At 37.6% G+C, this 18,177-nt stretch carries 15 protein-coding genes; 2 read left to right on the top strand and 13 right to left on the bottom strand.

Annotated elements, in window-relative coordinates:
* The 6 genes from essA to A6749_RS14340 all read right to left on the bottom strand — a co-directional run bounded on the left by essA (position 1) and on the right by A6749_RS14340 (position 5,340).
* Entirely contained in the window at positions 1 to 501 is a 501-nt protein-coding gene (essA, locus tag A6749_RS14355; protein ID WP_066390703.1) for a type VII secretion protein EssA, read from the bottom strand.
* Positions 479 to 3,103, bottom strand: a complete 2,625-nt coding sequence (locus A6749_RS14350) for a hypothetical protein (protein ID WP_084797833.1) — start codon at positions 3,101 to 3,103, stop codon at positions 479 to 481. Before A6749_RS14350 ends, essA begins: the two co-directional genes overlap by 23 nt.
* A 15-nt stretch (positions 3,104 to 3,118) precedes the next feature.
* Positions 3,119 to 3,952 (bottom strand): type VII secretion protein EsaA, encoded by an 834-nt coding sequence (gene esaA / locus A6749_RS27685; protein WP_084797832.1) that lies wholly within the window; start codon positions 3,950 to 3,952, stop codon positions 3,119 to 3,121.
* Positions 3,953 to 4,162: 210 nt separating this feature from the next.
* A complete protein-coding gene (locus A6749_RS14345) occupies positions 4,163 to 4,459 on the bottom strand; it encodes a WXG100 family type VII secretion target (RefSeq protein WP_066390702.1) in 297 nt (98 codons plus the stop codon).
* Positions 4,460 to 4,748: 289 nt separating this feature from the next.
* Positions 4,749 to 4,901 (bottom strand): hypothetical protein, encoded by a 153-nt coding sequence (locus tag A6749_RS28425; RefSeq protein ID WP_161487146.1) that lies wholly within the window; start codon positions 4,899 to 4,901, stop codon positions 4,749 to 4,751.
* A gap of 22 nt (positions 4,902 to 4,923) precedes the next feature.
* Complete coding sequence (locus A6749_RS14340) at positions 4,924 to 5,340, bottom strand: hypothetical protein (RefSeq protein WP_066390696.1); 417 nt, start codon at positions 5,338 to 5,340, stop codon at positions 4,924 to 4,926.
* A 207-nt stretch (positions 5,341 to 5,547) separates the two neighbouring features.
* Between A6749_RS14340 and A6749_RS14335 the strand changes: the two genes are divergently transcribed.
* The gene (locus tag A6749_RS14335) at positions 5,548 to 6,867 is read left to right on the top strand and encodes a DUF3994 domain-containing protein (protein ID WP_066390691.1); all 1,320 of its coding nucleotides are present in this window, start codon (positions 5,548 to 5,550) and stop codon (positions 6,865 to 6,867) included.
* 464 nt (positions 6,868 to 7,331) lie between these two features.
* Here the strand turns inward: A6749_RS14335 and A6749_RS14330 are convergent, their stop codons facing one another.
* The 7 genes from A6749_RS14330 to A6749_RS14300 form a co-directional block, all read right to left on the bottom strand.
* Entirely contained in the window at positions 7,332 to 8,039 is a 708-nt protein-coding gene (locus tag A6749_RS14330; RefSeq protein ID WP_066390687.1) for an SH3 domain-containing protein, read from the bottom strand.
* Positions 8,040 to 8,492: 453 nt separating this feature from the next.
* Positions 8,493 to 10,043 (bottom strand): hydantoinase/oxoprolinase N-terminal domain-containing protein, encoded by a 1,551-nt coding sequence (locus A6749_RS14325; protein ID WP_066390677.1) that lies wholly within the window; start codon positions 10,041 to 10,043, stop codon positions 8,493 to 8,495.
* Complete coding sequence (locus tag A6749_RS14320; RefSeq protein ID WP_066390661.1) at positions 10,036 to 11,139, bottom strand: DUF917 domain-containing protein; 1,104 nt, start codon at positions 11,137 to 11,139, stop codon at positions 10,036 to 10,038. The genes A6749_RS14325 and A6749_RS14320 overlap by 8 nt, the downstream gene beginning before the upstream one ends.
* Complete coding sequence (locus A6749_RS14315) at positions 11,136 to 12,404, bottom strand: cytosine permease (protein ID WP_066390659.1); 1,269 nt, start codon at positions 12,402 to 12,404, stop codon at positions 11,136 to 11,138. The genes A6749_RS14320 and A6749_RS14315 overlap by 4 nt, the downstream gene beginning before the upstream one ends.
* Before the next feature lie 127 nt (positions 12,405 to 12,531).
* Positions 12,532 to 14,124 (bottom strand): PucR family transcriptional regulator, encoded by a 1,593-nt coding sequence (locus A6749_RS14310; protein ID WP_066390657.1) that lies wholly within the window; start codon positions 14,122 to 14,124, stop codon positions 12,532 to 12,534.
* A gap of 609 nt (positions 14,125 to 14,733) precedes the next feature.
* Complete coding sequence (locus A6749_RS14305) at positions 14,734 to 15,291, bottom strand: integrase (RefSeq protein WP_236719670.1); 558 nt, start codon at positions 15,289 to 15,291, stop codon at positions 14,734 to 14,736.
* 299 nt (positions 15,292 to 15,590) lie between these two features.
* Positions 15,591 to 15,953 (bottom strand): KGG domain-containing protein, encoded by a 363-nt coding sequence (locus tag A6749_RS14300; protein WP_066390655.1) that lies wholly within the window; start codon positions 15,951 to 15,953, stop codon positions 15,591 to 15,593.
* Between the two features lie 191 nt (positions 15,954 to 16,144).
* On the opposite strand from A6749_RS14300, the gene A6749_RS14295 reads away from it, so the two are divergent.
* Complete coding sequence (locus A6749_RS14295; RefSeq protein ID WP_066390646.1) at positions 16,145 to 18,085, top strand: alkaline phosphatase family protein; 1,941 nt, start codon at positions 16,145 to 16,147, stop codon at positions 18,083 to 18,085.
* The last annotated feature ends 92 nt before the right edge of the window (positions 18,086 to 18,177 follow it).

Here is an 18,177-nt window from a genome sequence, read left to right as displayed (position 1 = left end):
TTAACTAAACATTTGTCTCATCCTAACAAGAATCGTCCCGCTTACCAGCAATACCGACCCAAAAAGGGCAGCCATTGTTTTAGAGTTAATTCCTTTTTCATTCTTTAGTTCTTTATTCTGTTTGGAAGCATCCGCATACTTAAGCATATTGTCGTCAGAAAATAGTGCTGTTTTGAGCTCCGCCGTTGTACGATCAGCCTTGATTGGAGCCTCAAAAATAGTTTGCTGGAGCTGCTCCATCGATTTATTTGTCTCGTCTTGCTTTTGTTTAATTACTGCCTGAGTTTGTTCTTTGAACAAATCAGGCAGAGTTTTCTCTAACTCGGTTTCTTTTAAATCTTGCGTTTCTTTGTCTTCTTGACCAATCCGTTCAACCTCGATGCGGATTTTGCCGTCATTGTTTTGATTTGAGGGGTCTTCCGCCAAGGGGTGCAGTGTGAAAACTGACAACACCCCTAAAAGAAAGACAGTGATTATACTAGTGCGCTTCACTAATTTCATCCTGAATCAACTCCTCGCTTTGCCTGGAACCATTGACAACAAACAAATGACCAATCAGACTAATAACACTGACTACTAGTAAACCCAGAAGAATCAGCGGTTCCTCTGCCCCACCTTCAATAAACCCGGTCACTAACTTTTCAATATAATGTAACGGCGAAAAGTCTTGGATTTTTGCTAAGAACGATTGTTGATCGATATGAAGCCCGAGTGCTTTGGTAAAGAACAAATATATACTTAAGCATACTAATAAAATGAACATACCAATCATTCTTAGTTGTCTTAGTAAATAAGTCGCAGCTAGTAATAATGTTAAAACAATAAGCATGATTAAGCCGGTCCATTGCATTAACTTCCCTTGGCTGATTTCCAAGAAGTATCCGGATAACAGCCCGGTCAGCACCCCTTCAATCAAACCAATGAGAACTGTCAGCATGCTGATTGGCAAATTCCGCTTTATTAATGTACCTTCTTCCTCAAAAGAATCCTTTAATAGACGTTTTCTCTCATTAGTTGATAAAGCATAGGCTGTAAAGAACGCCATAATAAAGCAAATTAACACAACAAAATAGGGTGTAAATACGTCTGCGGCAGCAGCTGATATGACGCCGGAATTCTGTACTTTTACAGGATTAGAAAGAAAGCCTAGGAGATTTTCATTTGGCCGCTGTCCAACCCGGCTATTTGCAAGGACGGATGCAAAATTCTCGGCAAATTTTTGATCATTCAATAATTTACTCGTTAAATTATTGGATAGATGATCGGCATCCTTAATCAGATCAGCTCCGCTATCTTTAATGGCTTCTGCCTGTTTATCAATCGCATCAAACGTCTTATAAACTCCCTCTGCTGAGTTCAAATTACTTTTTGACTGTTCTGCTAGTGATTGACTTTCGGCTAGCAATGACTGAAAATCACCATCTAATGAAACAACCATATTTTGTTCATTACCATAATTGGTAGAGATCTTCGCTTCGTCCTCCAGCAATTTAAGACTGTTTTCCCTCCATAAAGCCAGGTTCTCTAAGCTCTTGGTAAGATTCGTATTTAAATTTTTTGCTTGTTCCGTTGTTTGCTGAATCGTTACAGCCATTTTATCGGAATTTGCCACTGCTTGATCTACCAAATGAAGGTACCCATCTATTTTTCCTTTTAAATCTTCTGTCTTGTGGCGGACCTCTTCCGTGATTTGTCCTGCTACATAATCTGCTAATACATCAACAACGTCCTGTTTGTTAAATAAGGAATAAAGTGATCCATTTGTCGCCAAATCCTTTAAATCCGTATTAGCAAGCTCTGTTTGTAAATTAGAGGAAGTAAATTGAACATTCCCCAATCCAAAATAAAGACCAAAAAGCATTTGCATCTGATGGTAGGCACTAACGGAGTCAATCGCACCTTTCATTAATATACTTGTCGAGTCATCGATAAGCGGTGACATCACACTGTGCATGATCTGGTTATTGATGATTGTAACTTTTTTACCTGGCGGCTTTTCGGAACCACCGTTTCCATTTCCGTTTCCAGGATCTGTTGTCGCTGGCGGCTCAGGGTTCGGCGCTTCTGGGTTATTTTCATCGCCCTTTTCACCTTCGCCAGGATCTGCTTCCACCGGCGGTTCTGAGTTTGTTGCTTCCACGCTGTTTCCAGCGGCTTTACTGCCGTCACCAGACCCCGCTTCCAATGATGCGGCAAGTGTTGGCGTTTGGTTAATGCCATCACCGGGCTGTGTTTCCGCCGGTGCTTCAGGTGTTGGGGTTTCTACGCTGCCCCCATTGTCTGTTTCACCGTCACCAGGAATTGGTTCAACTTCGGGCGGTTCTGGATAATCAACATCGGTGATATCCTTTTGAACTAAATTCCAATCCCACGTGATAGGCTGGAACACATCAAGCTTTGCGTTCTCATCCTTTAAATTCACTTTAAGTTTTATAACGGATTGACCTTCATTTGTTGCAGGAAGCTTCAACGTTGGTTCTTTAGAAACGATCTCTTCGTGGTTTGGTAGTGTTAACGATAGTTCTGATATGGCAAAATCGTTTGGCATCGATACAGTAAATTCCTGCCCTTTTTTCTTTGTTCCCGGTAAATAGACTGAATCGATCAATACGGTACCATCTGTCTTCAGTCTCTCTTTTATTGCTTTAATTTGATTAGCCAAAGGAAGACTTCCTGAAGCAGTATTTGGGCTATAGCCAAACTCGCGATTATATTTATTTGCTACAGCAATTGTATTTTTCAGTTGAATTTTTGTTGGTTCAGATAAATCTAACTTGTCAACTTCGGTCATATCTAATGTAGGCAATTTATCGATTTGATTTTGAATATATTTTTGGGCATTTTCGTCAGGTTTCGAAAAGATATTCGATAATTTAATAGTCTTCTCTTCCCCAGATGAATTTTTCAGCGCCTGTTTCAACTGACTGACAATGGACCCTTGCATATCTGACTCTAATTGAGCCGCTAAATCAGCATCTAATTGGTCTACCTTTTCCTTTGTAGTCTTTAGATGCTCTTGGAGAGCTCTCGCCCCTGACAAAATCGTTATGCTTTGATTGTCATTTTGTTCAAATTGTTTATTAATAGCCTCGTTCGCAGCCAATAATTCATTCCATTGCTATGTGACATCACCATGGTTCAAGCCATTATCAAATAAACGAAGCTGATCCGAAAAACCATTTACTAAAAGACGATTAGTGTCCTGCATTTTTTTAAAGTCGAGAAAATTGGTTTGGTATGTACTTCCGGTTTTTACCCCTTCTCCAAGACTATTCTCAAATCCCTTTAAAATCTCTTGAAGTCCTTGAAAGCTTTCCATTGATAGATTGGCGTTTTCTTGCACCGTACCGAATTGGGAAGTATAGCCCGACAATGGCTGATGAATTGAACTATTATAGACGTTTGTGTAGATTTGTTCTTGTTTTATAATAGAGCCGATTTGGTCCTGGGCATCATGTAAATTTCCTATTACACTAGCAAAATAAACATCAATGATTTTCCGATTGAAATTCCCCAGAATAGTGCTTGCTGTTTTATCTGCTTCCACCTTCATCGTACTATTGCCGGATGTATTGACTTTGTAATTCAATACGACTTTCTCCGGGTCTTTTGAATTTAATGATAAAGCCTTCTTTGAAAAATCATCAGGAATGACAATCATCATATTATAGGCATTACGAGCCAGCCCATTTTCCGCGACACCGCGGCTGATGACGTACCAGTTATGTTGATCATCCTTTTCAATGTTTTTGATAAATTCATTACCAAAGTCATAGGTTTTTCCATTTAAAACGGACCCTTGATCCTGATTAACCAGGGCTATGGTCATTTTTTGGTTTTTCTTCTCATCGTTTGTTTTTGCAGCTTTATTAAGGGCTAAATAAGAAATGCCTGAGGATAACGCGATTACAAGCACAAAAAACAACAACAGCCCCTGCTTAAACCTTTTCATCCGTACCACCACCTAAATTTTGCAACAATGTATAATATAAATAATTCCGATTTTTTACTAAATTTCTTTAAAATAATATTGTGATACGTTATCTGTCTTGTCTTATTGATGAACAAAAGCCACACAACAAATGTCGCGTGGCATTCACTTTGGAAGTAACTCCAAAATTTCTATTTTTGCAATACTCCATTTATGATGATTAAGAATGGATTAGCGCAGCCCGAAATTTTGAGATAATTCCTCGTCATTTCTAGCAACTGCATCAGCCGTTTTATTCAATTGATCATGAATGTCATGCATTAATTGAGCAAAGTTTTGCACCTTTGGTCTTAATTGTTCAAACTGCTCATCGAATCTTTGGAAAGCGCGGCCTTCCCACTCACCACGAAGTTCATTCTGCAAATTGTTTAAATCCCTTAAGATTTGTTCAATATGCTGCCCGCTTTGCCCGTATCGTGTAGCCTTTGCTTTCAATTCTTCCGGGGTCATACGAATTTGTCCTGCCATGTTTCTCCATCTCCTTCAATCATTTTCACATTTAAAAATAGAATGAACAGATCATCCTAGATACTTCCTATTATGTATTTACCATAGGTTACCAAATTCTTCAAATCTGTTTAATTGATCTAAAGACAGCTGCTTTTGGGCTTTTTTACCTATGTTTTCGAAAAATTTCATAGGTAACAGATACCAAATTTAGTGATTTCGCACTCAAAAAAGTGGATAAACATTTTAAAACATGGGACTTTTTTTTCATTTTTTTGAAATCACCAAGTTTAACCATTAGCACACACTTTCAAGCCGCTGATATCCAGCCTTCTTCCTTTGGAAAGACATCCATCCTAAAAACCGGCTTTGGCTTGGTAATTTTAATCTCCTTCTTGATGATTGCTGCATTAAGCTCAATCCCTTGAGAAATTAAAAAGAGGCTTTCCGAAAGTTTATTCAACTCAAGGAAAACCCCTTATTTTTTATTTTTCTTTTGAAGCGGCATTATAATTCTTTAGTTTTGCAGGCAGTTTTTTCTTTTTCACGTACTTTTCATTAAGCACAAGAACCTTCCCGTTCTCAACGGTATCGTATTTTCGATAAGCTGATTTATATTTTTCAAAGGCAAAGTGTCCAAAAATATAAATTGGTATGATCATAATCGTGAGAATCAATAACGGCATGACCAATTTGAATTCATTCCCAAGGAAGTAATTATTCGTTACAGCATGTGCTGCAAAAGAAACCATCAAAATAATAACCACATTACATATATGAAAAGGGGCCACATCTTTCTTTTCGTGAAACAGACGTTCCAGTTCATATTTGACACAAAGAGTAATAAATACTGAAATGACAATCACAAAAAGGGAAACTACATATGTAAGAACCGTATGCATTTTGCCAATCCCCCTCGCTCTCATAAACCATATTTTTATATACTCATTATAACCAATTATAGGGAGCGAGGGAATATGACTGTTTTAACTGCATATTAATTGTCGTGAAGATTCCCTTCGCGAAAGCAATATACTGGAAAAAACATAACCAAGATTCTTTAATATTTAGTATTGCTACAAAAAGAGTAAAAAATTGGGGTGGATGGGATGAAACACAAATCAAAATGGATCATGGGGATGGTCTTACCAATTGCACTTATGGCCAGCTGTAGTGCAAACACTGAAACTGAAAAACATGCCGTTCAGAAAATACAAGAACAGCAGAAAGTGAAAGCTGAAAAATTGTCACTTGAGGAATACACCAAACAAGCGGTAAAATTGCGTTCTGATTTCTCAGCAAAAATCAAAGAGTTTGGGAATGTTCGACAAGATGCCAAGATGAAGCAAAGCGAGTGGCAAAAAGCCTATTATGCAAAAGTGGATGCGATCCGGGGAGTCATTAAAGAATTCCGTAAAATCGCACCGCCTGATGACAAAAAGCAAATTGGCGAAGAAATCAATGTGGCTTTAGATGAGTTTGATAAAGCGATGGATTTGTATGTCGAGGAGATTAAACATGAAGATCGAAAGAAAGACGATGAAGCCTTACAACATATGATAAAAGGCCAAGACTATTGGAATCATGCGTTCAGGTTGCTTTCCATTAATAATCCGATACCAGTAGAAGGAAGCGATGGAACAATTGATTCACAGGACTTAAAGGACTTGGATAAAAATGCTGGAATTGACCGGGACAGCGTTCTTCTTAATGTATCCAAAGATGGGCATGAGCTTTTTGGAAAATGGGGATTTATGAACGATAACGGCACACAAAACGTCAGCATTGTCTTACACGAAGATGGCCGTTATGAAGGCTATGGAAACGGCAGTTACCCAAGTAAAAAGGACTACTTTGGCGGAACATGGGAATGGAACTACATAAAAGTGACAGTCACGTTCCATCACAATGAATCCTTCCGTAAAGGTGCTGCCCAAAAGGAAGGAGAGTTCCGCAAGAAGATGAATATGGAACTTCAACGCTTTGATGATAAAGGCATCCAACTGTTTGACTTAGAATCTCAACAAACCTTCCGATATAGTAAACTTGACGATAACCGTAAAGCAGCCCAAAAAGATATAGCAGCTAAATCGCCTGAACCATCCACCAGTCTTAAACTATCTCTTTCTAATTTAGAAGGATACTGGATTAATGAGAAAAAAGATGTGGTTCTCTCCTTGAAAAAAGATGGAACATTCTACATGGATATAGACAATACCAAACACCGGATTTACACAGGCAAATATCAATACAATGTAACTGCAAAAAGCCTTGTACTAAATGTTGAAGAAGTAAAAGCAGAACCATTAGGAAAACCTCTATCCGGTGAAAAGAGAAAGTTTGATTTCAAGGTACAAACCTTTGAGAATGGAGTGTTGAACCTAACCGAAGACGGGGAAGTGTGGATATTTAAGTTTGACGGAAAATAAACGGGCGGGAGCAATCCCGCTTTTTCAAAATTATTTAAGTGCTTTTGTTGTCGATATCTACACATATTTTGTAGATATTTCCCGGGAATTTGTTGAAATTTGAAAAATAGTGAACCTAACAATTGGAATGTATCGCCTAACGATACATGCACTTAGATGTCTGAATGAATAATGATAAGCCAATCACCAGCTTTTATAACTCATATCCCCTTCACCCTAAGATTTGTCTTACTCTCGAACAGTATAAGTTCGCCGCCACATTGGAAGATACTCCAACTTACCCTTATGTATATCAAATCGGTCGCGTCATCTTTCTTAAAGTTGAATGTTCTAGGGATTTATTTACAGGTTATATCGCCTGCCGATACGCAGTAAAAAATAAGGTTGATATGCCCCATTCCTGTGCTATTCTATTTAAAGATGACTATTATTATTGAATGGGGTTATCAACTGCCTCAATTAATTTATTTTCGGAATAGGGAGAAAAGCCATCCCCGTTTTTCTTTAGACTTTTGTATCGCTTCTTCCAATCGTTTATTAAAATCATTTTGTGAACTCCATTCCTTTTTCTGTTCTTCCCTCATATTTTGTATCTCTTTTTGTAAGAGTTCACTTTTTTGTTTTTCCAGTTGCAGCAAGGTTTCATAGTTGGTATTTTGTTGTTCGGTTAATTTTTCAATTCTAGCATTCGTTTTTTGAGCTGAATTTCCAATAGTAGAACTTATTACATGATGATCCTGCTGAAGTCGGGAAACGGTTGTTTTGAGCTGTGCCATATCGTTTGTCAGCCGGTCATTCATTTCACGAGTAACTGCGAGTTCTTTAACTAAGAACATTAAGGCCTCTTTTAATTGATTAGAATCTTGAGGTAAATTTTCATATGTATCGGGTATTGTAATCCCTGTATCAGTAGATTCTTCTAATCTTTCTCTTTGTTGATATACAAGCTCTTTAGCTGTATCGTCCAGCGGCTTGTCCGTATCGCGTAACGCTATAAGCGCAACGATGTCTGATTGAACAAAGATACGTCGATCCCCATCCTTCAAAAACTCATATCCATTCCGCTCTAAGATTTGGCTATATTTCCGTACAGTGGGAGTTGCAATCCCTACTTCTTCTGCTACTTCTTTGGTAGAGAAAGCTTGTTCATTCGGTTTTATATCGCTTCGCATATCGAACCTCCTTTTCTATTACTATGAAGGTTTTTAGAATTATTTGCAAGGGTCATATCGCCTAGCGATATGTAGACTTCCTTCAATCCTTTCTTATGGAATACTATTTAGTATAAACTTGTTTTTATTAGAGACTCCTTACGGCCTAAACTACTGTTCAAAAACAACCGTACAGCTTTCCTGCTTATCACAAAAACGCATTCCTTTAGCTTAATCTTTCAATCTTATAAATCGTTTCCTGTTATCATCGCATTCCTCTTTCACTTTTTTTATAAAAAAGAAAATACCCATATGTTGCTTAACATATGGGTAACCACTGTTTTGATAAATAAATAAAGAAAGTGGGTCACTCTCTATTCTCTGTATGGATTTTCTTAGTGGCTTTTCCTATTGAAATAAGTTGTTTATACGACTATTTTTATAAAATGAGGCTTATGATGCATACTATTAAATCTATTCCATTCTTCCGACAACTTTTACTCTTAATCTTGTTGCGTTTTCTGGATGATAAGCAAGTGGAGTTTCTTCCACTTCAACTAATTCAATCGTATCAGAAAGCGCTCCAGCTAATACAGCTTGTTTCACTGCTTTTGCTTGTGCGTCTTTCAATGATTCCTCACGTGGTTCTCTAGAATAAATATAGATTTGTTCATATTGCCCGCTGATTTGAGCAATGGATGCACCAATCGCATTTGCTACATCCCCATTTTCAGCTTTAATAATATTGGAGACCCCGGGAATAGAATTTGGAATAATAATACTGCCCCCACCTACTAAAACCAGTTGAACATCTTCCGAGGATGTTTTCATTTTATCAATGGCCTGCTCAATTAAAGTTGATATTTTCAATTGAACACCTTTGGCAAACTCTTCATCAATATGTGCTACTAAACTCTTATCACCCACATCAGCCAAGCCAAGGCGAACAGCGATGTCTGTTGTAGTGAGTGTATTCCCGCCAAAGACAAGTGCTTCCTGGCCGATCTTGTATCCAACACTTTCGGGACCAACAGTAATTCTGCCATTGTCTACACGAACAATACTTCCTCCGCCTAGTCCAACAGAAATTATATCTGGCATTCTAAAATTTGTTCGGATATCACCTACTTCGACCGCTACAGAAGACTCCCTTGGAAACCCATCTTGTAAGACCCCAATATCGGAAGTCGTACCGCCAACATCAAGAACCATCGTATTTTTGATCTGTGCTAAATAAGAAGCACCTCGTATACTATTTGTTGGTCCGCATGCAATCGTTAATATAGGGAATTGTTTAGCATATTCAATCGACATTAATGTTCCGTCATTCTGGCATAAATACACTTCTACGTTGCTAATTCCCTCTTCTTCCAATGCATGAACAAACCCTTCGGTTGTCGTTTCAATTACCTTGCATAACGCTGCATTTAAAATGGTTGCATTTTCACGTTCAATTAAACCTACAGAACCAATCAATGAAGAGCAAGAAACAGGAAATTCTTCTCCATATACTTCGTGTATAAGATCTCGAACTCTGAGTTCTTGATCATTCTTAATGGAGGAAAAAACCCCAACAATCGCTATTGATTCCACTTTTTCCAGCCATTCCTCTAGAAGTGTTTTAATCTCACCCTCATCAAGTTCGCTTAATAATTGACCATCGTATTCATAACCGCCATGAACTAAAGCATAATTTCCTGATAGTCTTTCAACCATATCTTTCGGCCAGGCAGTATATGGAAGGACAGAAGCAGTTGCAGGATATCCTAAACGAATTACACCGACCTTGGCTAACTTTTTACGTTCTACAATAGCGTTTGTACACTGCGTAGTTCCTAACATTGCGTGAGTTATCTTCGACTTATCAATGTTTGCTTCTTTTAATAAATTTCGTAAAGCTGTTTCAATGCCCGTTTTAATATCTAAACTTGTTGGAGATTTTACACTATGAATTATTTGACGATTTTCATCTAAGATAATGGCATCTGTATTCGTTCCGCCAACATCTATTCCAATTCTATACATGTTCTGCAACCACCTTTTTAACTAGTTCCTCAATCGGGACATAATCGTAATCATATCCAAAATATTTCGGGCCTGCTGTTTCGATCCCCTTTTCTGTTCTCCATTTTTCATGAGCTGGTAATCCAAGCACACGGACACGTTTTCCATATCTTAAACTTTCAGTTGTAATTGGTAATAATGTTTCATAATCCACTAGACAAATTAAATCCGGGGTCATAGCCACTACTTGATCATTTTTTTCTGCTATTAGATTTTCATTTTGAAAATGAACCTTCATATTTTCGTTTTTATTCACGTCAATTCCTTCAAGATTCATCTTCCCAAGGTTAAATCCTCCCTTTGTTTCACGAATGACATCCACAATTTTCCCCTGGAATAATTGATAGCCAGAAACCAGGTTTAACAATTCTTGAAGTTTTTCTTTCGCCTCTCTGCCTTTTGAAGAAATAATTTCACCAATCCTTTCAGAGAGCGTAATAATATGATGAACCCCACTCTTTTTGATCTGAGCACCAGTCGTTGGATACAAACTAACCAAAGAACTCGCTCCCATCTCAACAGTAGCTGACCGGGCTATACGTTCTGTCCATTTATTATTAATTGTTTCAAAAATCCCTATGTTTCCTTTTTCATCTGTAATCGCCATTGGTGTAGCTGAGATCCCATCTAAGTGAAATGTTACCATTTGCAATTCTGGGAATGCTCTTCCCATACCATCACAATCAATTAGTGGTAATCCAAGCTGTGCTGCCACTACAATTGGAACCATGGAATTTACTCCGCCTGCTTCCATCGGATAGGTTCCTGCAATTTTCTCTTTTCCTAAATACTTAGCGAGCTTTTGAAAAACTTTAACAAACTCGTCCCCTTTTGGAAATTTCTCTACTAAAACAGAGGGCGCCCCCATCATCGCTGCGGGAATAAAAAATTCCTCATCTTCAATTTCATCAACAGAATATAACTGTACAGGTCCATTTTTTTCAATTGCAGAAAGAGCCATTAATTTCCCTATATAGGGGTCTCCTCCCCCACCTGTACCTAAAAATGCAGCACCAACCGCGATATTTTCAATAGCCTCTTTATCTAAATATCTCATCTATTTTCCTCCAAAATAACTGTTTTTTGAGCAGTAAAATGATGTCCAACATAATAAATAACAAATGAAATGATAATCCCAATCAGTGGCTGATTAGATATTCGCGGCAAACTTGGGAATAAAGATAAAACAACGGGAAGACTCGCAATTACTGCTCCAACAAGCCAAGAAAAAACGCCTAAACGATTTATGCCTTCAATTTCCTTCCAACAATCTTTATTGCCTTTATTCATTACCCAATAAGAAGCAATCATGACACCGGCTACTGGCGGAATCATGGCAGAAAGGATGGACATAATAGGTGTGAAGTAATTTAATATGCCAACTACAGCCAACACGGTCCCAATTGTTCCAGCAACACCGACTGCCAACTTTTCCTTTTCTTTAGAAATGTTAAAAACATTTATCAAGGCGAATCCACCCGAAATGGCATTTACCAGATTTGTTTTCCATGTAGCTAAAATTAAAGCGACACCACCAACAAATGGAGTTGCGATTTTTAAAAAGACAGCTGTTATATCACTTGTTTGGTAGGCGATTGTTAAAACAGCTCCTACTCCAATCATAAGGACTCCAGCTGGAATAATTCCAAAGATTGCTGCTTTCATAACATCTGAACGTTTTTTTGTAAATTGGGAATAATCGCCTGCAATCACCGCACCTAATGCAAAGGAACCAATCGTTACAGCCAGCCCATCCATAAAACTCATATTCCCTTTAGGTCTGTAATTCTGAATTACCTGTAATTGATCTCCTGTCAATGTTTGAACCAAACCATACACACAAATGACAACTAATAAAGGTACGGCAATATAACTTAATACCTTTAGTACTTTAATTCCATAAATAGCCGATATTACCATCACCATTCCACTAAGGAAAGAGGCTAATGGAACTGGCATAATAACATTAAATGTGGCTAACAAACTAGCTAACGCAGCCCCACAAACATTTGCCTGGATTCCAAACCAGCCTAAGCAGGCAATTGCCAAAATAATGGATATTATGGTCCGTGACCCTTTCTTACCAAAAACTTGGCCTGCAACTTGAACAGTCGGCTTACCTAAATCACTGCTTTGAATCCCTTGCAGAATCATGAGTAGGACTATAATTGAGTATCCAACAAACGTTGCTAATAATGCTTTTGGTAAGCTCATACCACTTATCAGTGCATTTCCTACTAAAAGGCTTGGTATGCAAACCAGCGCCCCAGCCCAGATAATTCCTAGACTAAACCATGACTGATTTTTTCGATCATTTCCCATATAGCCCCTCCTAAGTTTCTTAATAAATTGATTTTTCTTATTATAAAAGAAAAATAGAGGAGAGTCTTTTTCAAAAATGAAAAAAAAATCCGACTTTTTGTTGTTTTTGACAAAAAGTCGGATAAATTTACCGATTAATTAATCGATAGACCATACAAGCTATATAAACTTCGTAAAACTCGGAATAAACGGTTACATCATATCCAATCAACTCACTAATTTTTTTGATCCGATACTTAACCGTATTTTTATGAATAAATAGCAGTTTTGCACAATTGTCAAAACTCCCATTTGCATCTAAGAGGAAGGTCATCAATGTCCTCAAAGACTCTTGGTCGTGCCGAATAGGAGCAATGATTGACAAGCATTCTTCAATTGTTTCTTCCCCTTGCTTACTTAAATCCATGGCTCGCTTCATGGATCGGATTTCCGCTGCTGTATACAATTTACGCATTTGATAAACTGTATGAACTTTCTTTCCTACATTATTTACTAACTGATACATTCGACGAACATCTAGCGTATTTCTCATTTTCGGACAATAAACAATTTCCGAAATTTGCGAGAAGTAATTTGTTGTTTCGATAAACTCCCTAGCAATTTCAAACTCATGGTATTTATAGGAGTAATCGCCTAATAGAACGATCGTACAATGATCGATCGTTTGAATAACCGCAGTTTTATAATATTTTGAAAGTTGCTCTGCCAATTCTTCTCTAATTTCCTTTTCATCTGACAAATCCTTAATATAAACTAACCACATCATTTCGATTGCTGAAACATCAATATGAAGCAGATTGGCTAATCTTCGCATCTTTTCACTTTCATCATTCACAATCGCTTTGACTAAAGCATATTCACTAACTTCAGCATGCTTGTCTCCCCATAGATTCATAGCCACTTGAACCACTTCGCCAGTTTTTTCGATGGTCTTAGCCGGTAATTTCATATTCTCCTTAATCAAAAATAGATAAAGGAGCTCACCATTTTTTTGGTGAAGACTTTTATATTCAACAAAACAGGGTATATCATTGATTTCCAATTTCTCTTTTTTCTCTTTGCCGTTCTTAATATAGGGTGAAAATTCTTGGATTAATTTCAAAACATCTAAAGTTGAATTTCGTGGCCACATTACTTGGTTCATAATATCAAAATTAGCATTCGTCATCAGGATATTAACTTTCAAGCGATCAGATAAAAATTTAAGTGTAATTTCCACACTCCGTAAGTGTTCTGGCAGCAAAGAAACCTTTTCAAGGGATTCATTAACAAAATTATCATTAACAGCCTGATTACTTACAATCGCTTCCATTACTTCATAAATTACTTCATTATAACGAAGGGAATAATCGTTTTTTGGCATACAAATAATAATAAACCCTTGAGAGTCTGCTAATTGGAGCACCTCTTCTGGAATCTCAGGCAGGATAATTCCCACATAATATAAAATAAGACCTAATTCCCCTAGGTCATGTAAATGTTGAATAGCTGTACATTGTTTTTCCACACTATCTTTAATGGAATAAAAGGAGCTAATGACAAGTTCTTCGGCATACCATTCTTCTTGAACGGTTTGGATGCTCTGGGAGAAAAAATCTACATTAGATACTTCTAATACCGATAAAGAGGAGACCGTTCGATTAAGGTTATCTTTTCCGGTTAACACTTCTGCCCCTCTGAATGATGGCAATTGCAGTAAATCTTTTACTGTTACCCCCATTTCATTCACCACTTCTTCTCAATTTTTTTTGCTAACAGCCTGCTTAATTTGCTTGATTTATTCTTTTATTTTTTCTTACTTATTATAATGAAATATGCCAAGTTATTTTGCAAAAGATAACTTTCATATTTATTTAATGGTTGAAAAGAATTTTGTCGATATCTACCCATATTTTTTAGATATTTCCCGGGAATTTGTTGAAATTTGAAATAAAGTGAATGCTAATAATCGAAACAAAGGAATTTTTGGCGCTTATGGCGTTACGCAATATAGACAAGCCACTAGAAGATACAGCTAAAGACTTGTATTAACGAAAAAGAATGATTAGAAGAATCCACTGAAAGCGATACCCGCTATACATGAAATTCCCCCCTCGCATATCGAATTTCCTTAATACGAAGGTTTTTAGATATATTTCAAGTGGCATATCGCCTAGCGATACGAAACAAAATAAGTCCTTTCTTAAGGAAACTTAGTTATTTAGGGAGCCGCTCACCGCTACTCAACGTCCTCCCCATATCATTTTTTTATGTGCATAAAAAAACCTAACACTTCTAATGTTAGGTTCGGAATGTAGATGTTCAAATTCTCGTCTTTTGTTTACACTCATTAAGCAATTTGTCCGGTTTGTTCCGCTAAAAGCTTGTTATATTGCTGCATATCTTTTAAATATAAATCCATATAAGTCGACATTCCTTGATCCTTCACTTTTTCAAAGCTTTCCCAGTCAACAATACCATATTCCAAATTCAATTTTGCAGCATTCGCCCAAGCTGTTTCTTCAAATCCGATATTCATTTGATGCTCTTCGATTAACATAGCAAGAAGAGTGTAATCATTGTATTGTTCGTATATTGTATGAGTTTTTTTCATTTCGTGATATTCGATCGTTTTTGTCAGTGAGTCCATTAAAGCCTTCCGATCTAACGCATGCCCCAACTCGTGGATTGTAAAAGCTTTAATATACGATTCGAGAGAAACTGGAGCCTGCATTTCCTTTATTGCTTGTTCTATGCGATCAACATCGTAACCTATATAGTTGAGAATAAAATTATAGCTCAGATTCACCCCAGTAAACGTTTGCTTCAGTTCAATATCTATTCCAACCGTTCTCATCGTTGATTGTATTAATTGCTCAATCCACTTTATTCTATTTTGATCGTTCAATTCTTCCCCTTACTTTCTTAATTAATTTATCTTTTGGAATCATTATATGTTAGCAATTGGATTAATATTTACAAAATTAGGAGATGCAATTTATTCCAACTATAGAATATATTAAAATAATTATCGTTTCAACAGGGAAGAAAATCTTCTATCAATTAAAATTTATCAAAAAGAACAAAAAAAAAGCTGGCGAAAAACGAATTGTTTTTCACCAGCTTCTTGATTTTTTAGGAACCTAAGACATACCCGCTTCATTTGGATCCTCACTCGAAGTTATTTCAATAAAAGTTTATTACGGTTTAATCGTTGTCACGCTTTCTGGCACGAGCCTCTCCGCCTTTACGGCCAGCTTCCTCTTTGCTCATTTTCCCATCACGATCATCGTTGTCGCGTTGGTTAGCACGCGCTTCGCCGCCCTTTTCTCCAATTTTCTCGTAAAATTCTCTGTCATGATTTTTTGAAGTGGCTTCGCCGCCTTTACGGCCAATTTCCTCATAAAAATCCTTGTCATGGTTTTCAGCGGTAGCTTCGCCGCCTTTACGGCCGATCTCCTCATAAAACTCTCTGCCGTGGTTTTGTGCAGTAGCCTCGCCGCCTTTGCGTCCTGCTTCTTCTACAGTCATCTTTCCGTCATCATGGTTATTTCGTTTTTTGTCAGCCATTTAAAATCCCTCCATTTTTTTACTTAAATTCGATTACACTCTTTATATTCCCGCCTTCTATTATATTAAACATCCTATTTCTATTACTCTTTGAATTTCCTTAAAAATGATAGCCCCCCATCTACTTTGTTTCCCTGCTGTAATTAGCGGGAATATACAAGTAAATATGTAACAACAGGTGGTGGATCATAATGAAATTAAAGCTGTCTCTACTTACTATTCTTTTTCTTTCCATCCCCTCTATTGTTTTGGGGGCTGAAACCAATCATTCCACCGATATGGTGATTTCGTTTGACGGTATGCGACATGATTTTTTAGAAGAATATATGGCACAACAACAATTGCCCCATTTTAAAGAGGTAGCGAGCAGAGGAAAAATAGCTAACAATATCCGTACAATATTTCCCTCTTTAACCTCCTCCTCCCATGCTGCTATAGCAACAGGTGCTGCCTCGGACACTACTGGCATGGTAAGCAACGAACTTCATAAGTCGAATAAAAGGTTAACCGATAGCGAAAGTGCCTTCTATTCAGGGCTGGACGCTGAACCGATCTGGTCCACAATTCGTAAGGAAGGAAAGAAAACGGCCACCATCCTTTTTCCAGGTTCAAACCCTAAATACGGTAACCAGGCGGATTATTCGATTTATTATGGGAAGACATTATCAGAAAGTGAATTAATTTCGCTTGAGTTTAAAAAAGTCACTAAAAAACGGCAGTTAGCTGTTTTTCCTGTGAAAATAGAAAAGGGCCATAATCTCAAGGTGTATGTTTTGGCGGGAACGCCTGGAGAGTTTTTTCTTTCCCTTGATAAAAACATGCAGAATAAAGTGAAGGTTGGCCTTAATGAGTGGGGGTCTCTTTCATTCCTAACCCATGATAAAGAGATGGCCGGATTTTCTTTTAAAATTAAAGCGACTAAACCTGATCTTTCCGATGCTAAATTGTATCGGACTGCTGTATCTTCCGGAGTTGTCAAAGGTCCAGAACAATTCAAGGAAGATATCTATAAGCATTTTGGGTATTTTCCAATCCAAGATGATGACAAAGCTTTGGATAAAAAGTGGATTACAAGAAAGGAATATGAAGAAATCAGCACAAGGTTTGCACAGTGGACGACAGATGTTTCCCTGTATATAAAAAAGAAGTACAAGCCAGATCTATTATTCTTCTATTATCCACAAATTGACCATGAGTCACATAAATACCTGCTTTCCGACCCAAGGCAGCCAGGATATTCAAGCGAAAAGTCCAAACAATACTTAAGCTACATTCATTGGTCTTACAAATTGGCGGACGAAATGCTTGGACAAGTTTTAGGAGAAATGGGACAGAATGACCGGCTCTTCTTAGTATCTGATCACGGAATGGAGCCCGTTCATTCACGGCTTTCCCCAAACGAAGTATTGGAGAAAAAAGGGTTCCTAGTGAAATACGACAATGGGAAAGTAAATACCAAAAAATCGAAAGCCTTCGCCGTAGCCAGCGGCACAATAGCGCACGTTTACATCAATTTAAAAGGGCGGGAAGATGGCGGCATAGTCGACCGAAAACAATATGAAGATATCAAAAAAGAAATTGCTAATATATTCAATGGCATCGAAGTAGATGAGACAAAAATTCCTATAGCAACCTTTTTCACAATCGCTCCAACTCAATTATGGGAAAAAATATTTCATAACAATGAAGAACTCCCAGGTTCGTTTAATAGCTTTGCGGAGATGGCAAAAATCACCTTTTCCAATAAGAAAATCCATCCTTATGACAAAGTCATTCTAAACGGGAGCTATAATCGCAATGAGACAGGGCAGATCAATCATCCGAACGCCGGTGATATCATCCTAGTTGCAAAAAAGGGATATTATATGGCCCAAGACGACGGTAATGTGGTAATGAAACCCGGGGATTTAGGGAATCATGGCGGCAATCCTTCAAGAAAAGAGCTGCGCCCCATATTTTTGGCCGTTGGTAAAGGTATTAAAAAGGGAACGATTGAAGCGAAAATTAGCACTCTAGACATTGCCCCTACCTTGTACCAGCTGATCGGCATCCAGCCTCCTGATTTTGTGAAAGGAAAAGCTATCGTTGGACTGACAGAGGATACAGAAGGTGGAGCTCGAAAGGAAAATTAAAAAAACATCCTCCACTCATAATTCAGTGGAGGATGTTTTTTATCACAGTGTTGTCAAAACTAAATGAACCATTTCTGATCAATGAGCTTATT

This window comes from Neobacillus mesonae, assembly GCF_001636315.1.
GTDB classification, from domain to species: Bacteria; Bacillota; Bacilli; order Bacillales; family Cytobacillaceae; genus Neobacillus; species Neobacillus mesonae.
Note: the sequence above shows the minus strand (reverse complement) of the source record. Positions and strands in the feature narration are given on the sequence as shown.

Bases quoted from the DNA above. Each gene is read 5' to 3' on its own strand.
- essA (WP_066390703.1), bottom strand. From the start codon at position 501: ATGAAATTAGTGAAGCGCACTAGTATAATCACTGTCTTTCTTTTAGGG.
- esaA (WP_084797832.1), bottom strand. From the start codon at position 3,952: ATGAAAAGGTTTAAGCAGGGGCTGTTGTTGTTTTTTGTGCTTGTAATC.
- A6749_RS14345 (WP_066390702.1), bottom strand. From the start codon at position 4,459: ATGGCAGGACAAATTCGTATGACCCCGGAAGAATTGAAAGCAAAGGCT.
- A6749_RS14340 (WP_066390696.1), bottom strand. From the start codon at position 5,340: ATGCATACGGTTCTTACATATGTAGTTTCCCTTTTTGTGATTGTCATT.
- A6749_RS14335 (WP_066390691.1), top strand. From the start codon at position 5,548: ATGAAACACAAATCAAAATGGATCATGGGGATGGTCTTACCAATTGCA.
- A6749_RS14330 (WP_066390687.1), bottom strand. From the start codon at position 8,039: ATGCGAAGCGATATAAAACCGAATGAACAAGCTTTCTCTACCAAAGAA.
- A6749_RS14325 (WP_066390677.1), bottom strand. From the start codon at position 10,043: ATGTATAGAATTGGAATAGATGTTGGCGGAACGAATACAGATGCCATT.
- A6749_RS14320 (WP_066390661.1), bottom strand. From the start codon at position 11,139: ATGAGATATTTAGATAAAGAGGCTATTGAAAATATCGCGGTTGGTGCT.
- A6749_RS14315 (WP_066390659.1), bottom strand. From the start codon at position 12,404: ATGGGAAATGATCGAAAAAATCAGTCATGGTTTAGTCTAGGAATTATC.
- A6749_RS14310 (WP_066390657.1), bottom strand. From the start codon at position 14,124: ATGGGGGTAACAGTAAAAGATTTACTGCAATTGCCATCATTCAGAGGG.
- A6749_RS14300 (WP_066390655.1), bottom strand. From the start codon at position 15,953: ATGGCTGACAAAAAACGAAATAACCATGATGACGGAAAGATGACTGTA.
- A6749_RS14295 (WP_066390646.1), top strand. From the start codon at position 16,145: ATGAAATTAAAGCTGTCTCTACTTACTATTCTTTTTCTTTCCATCCCC.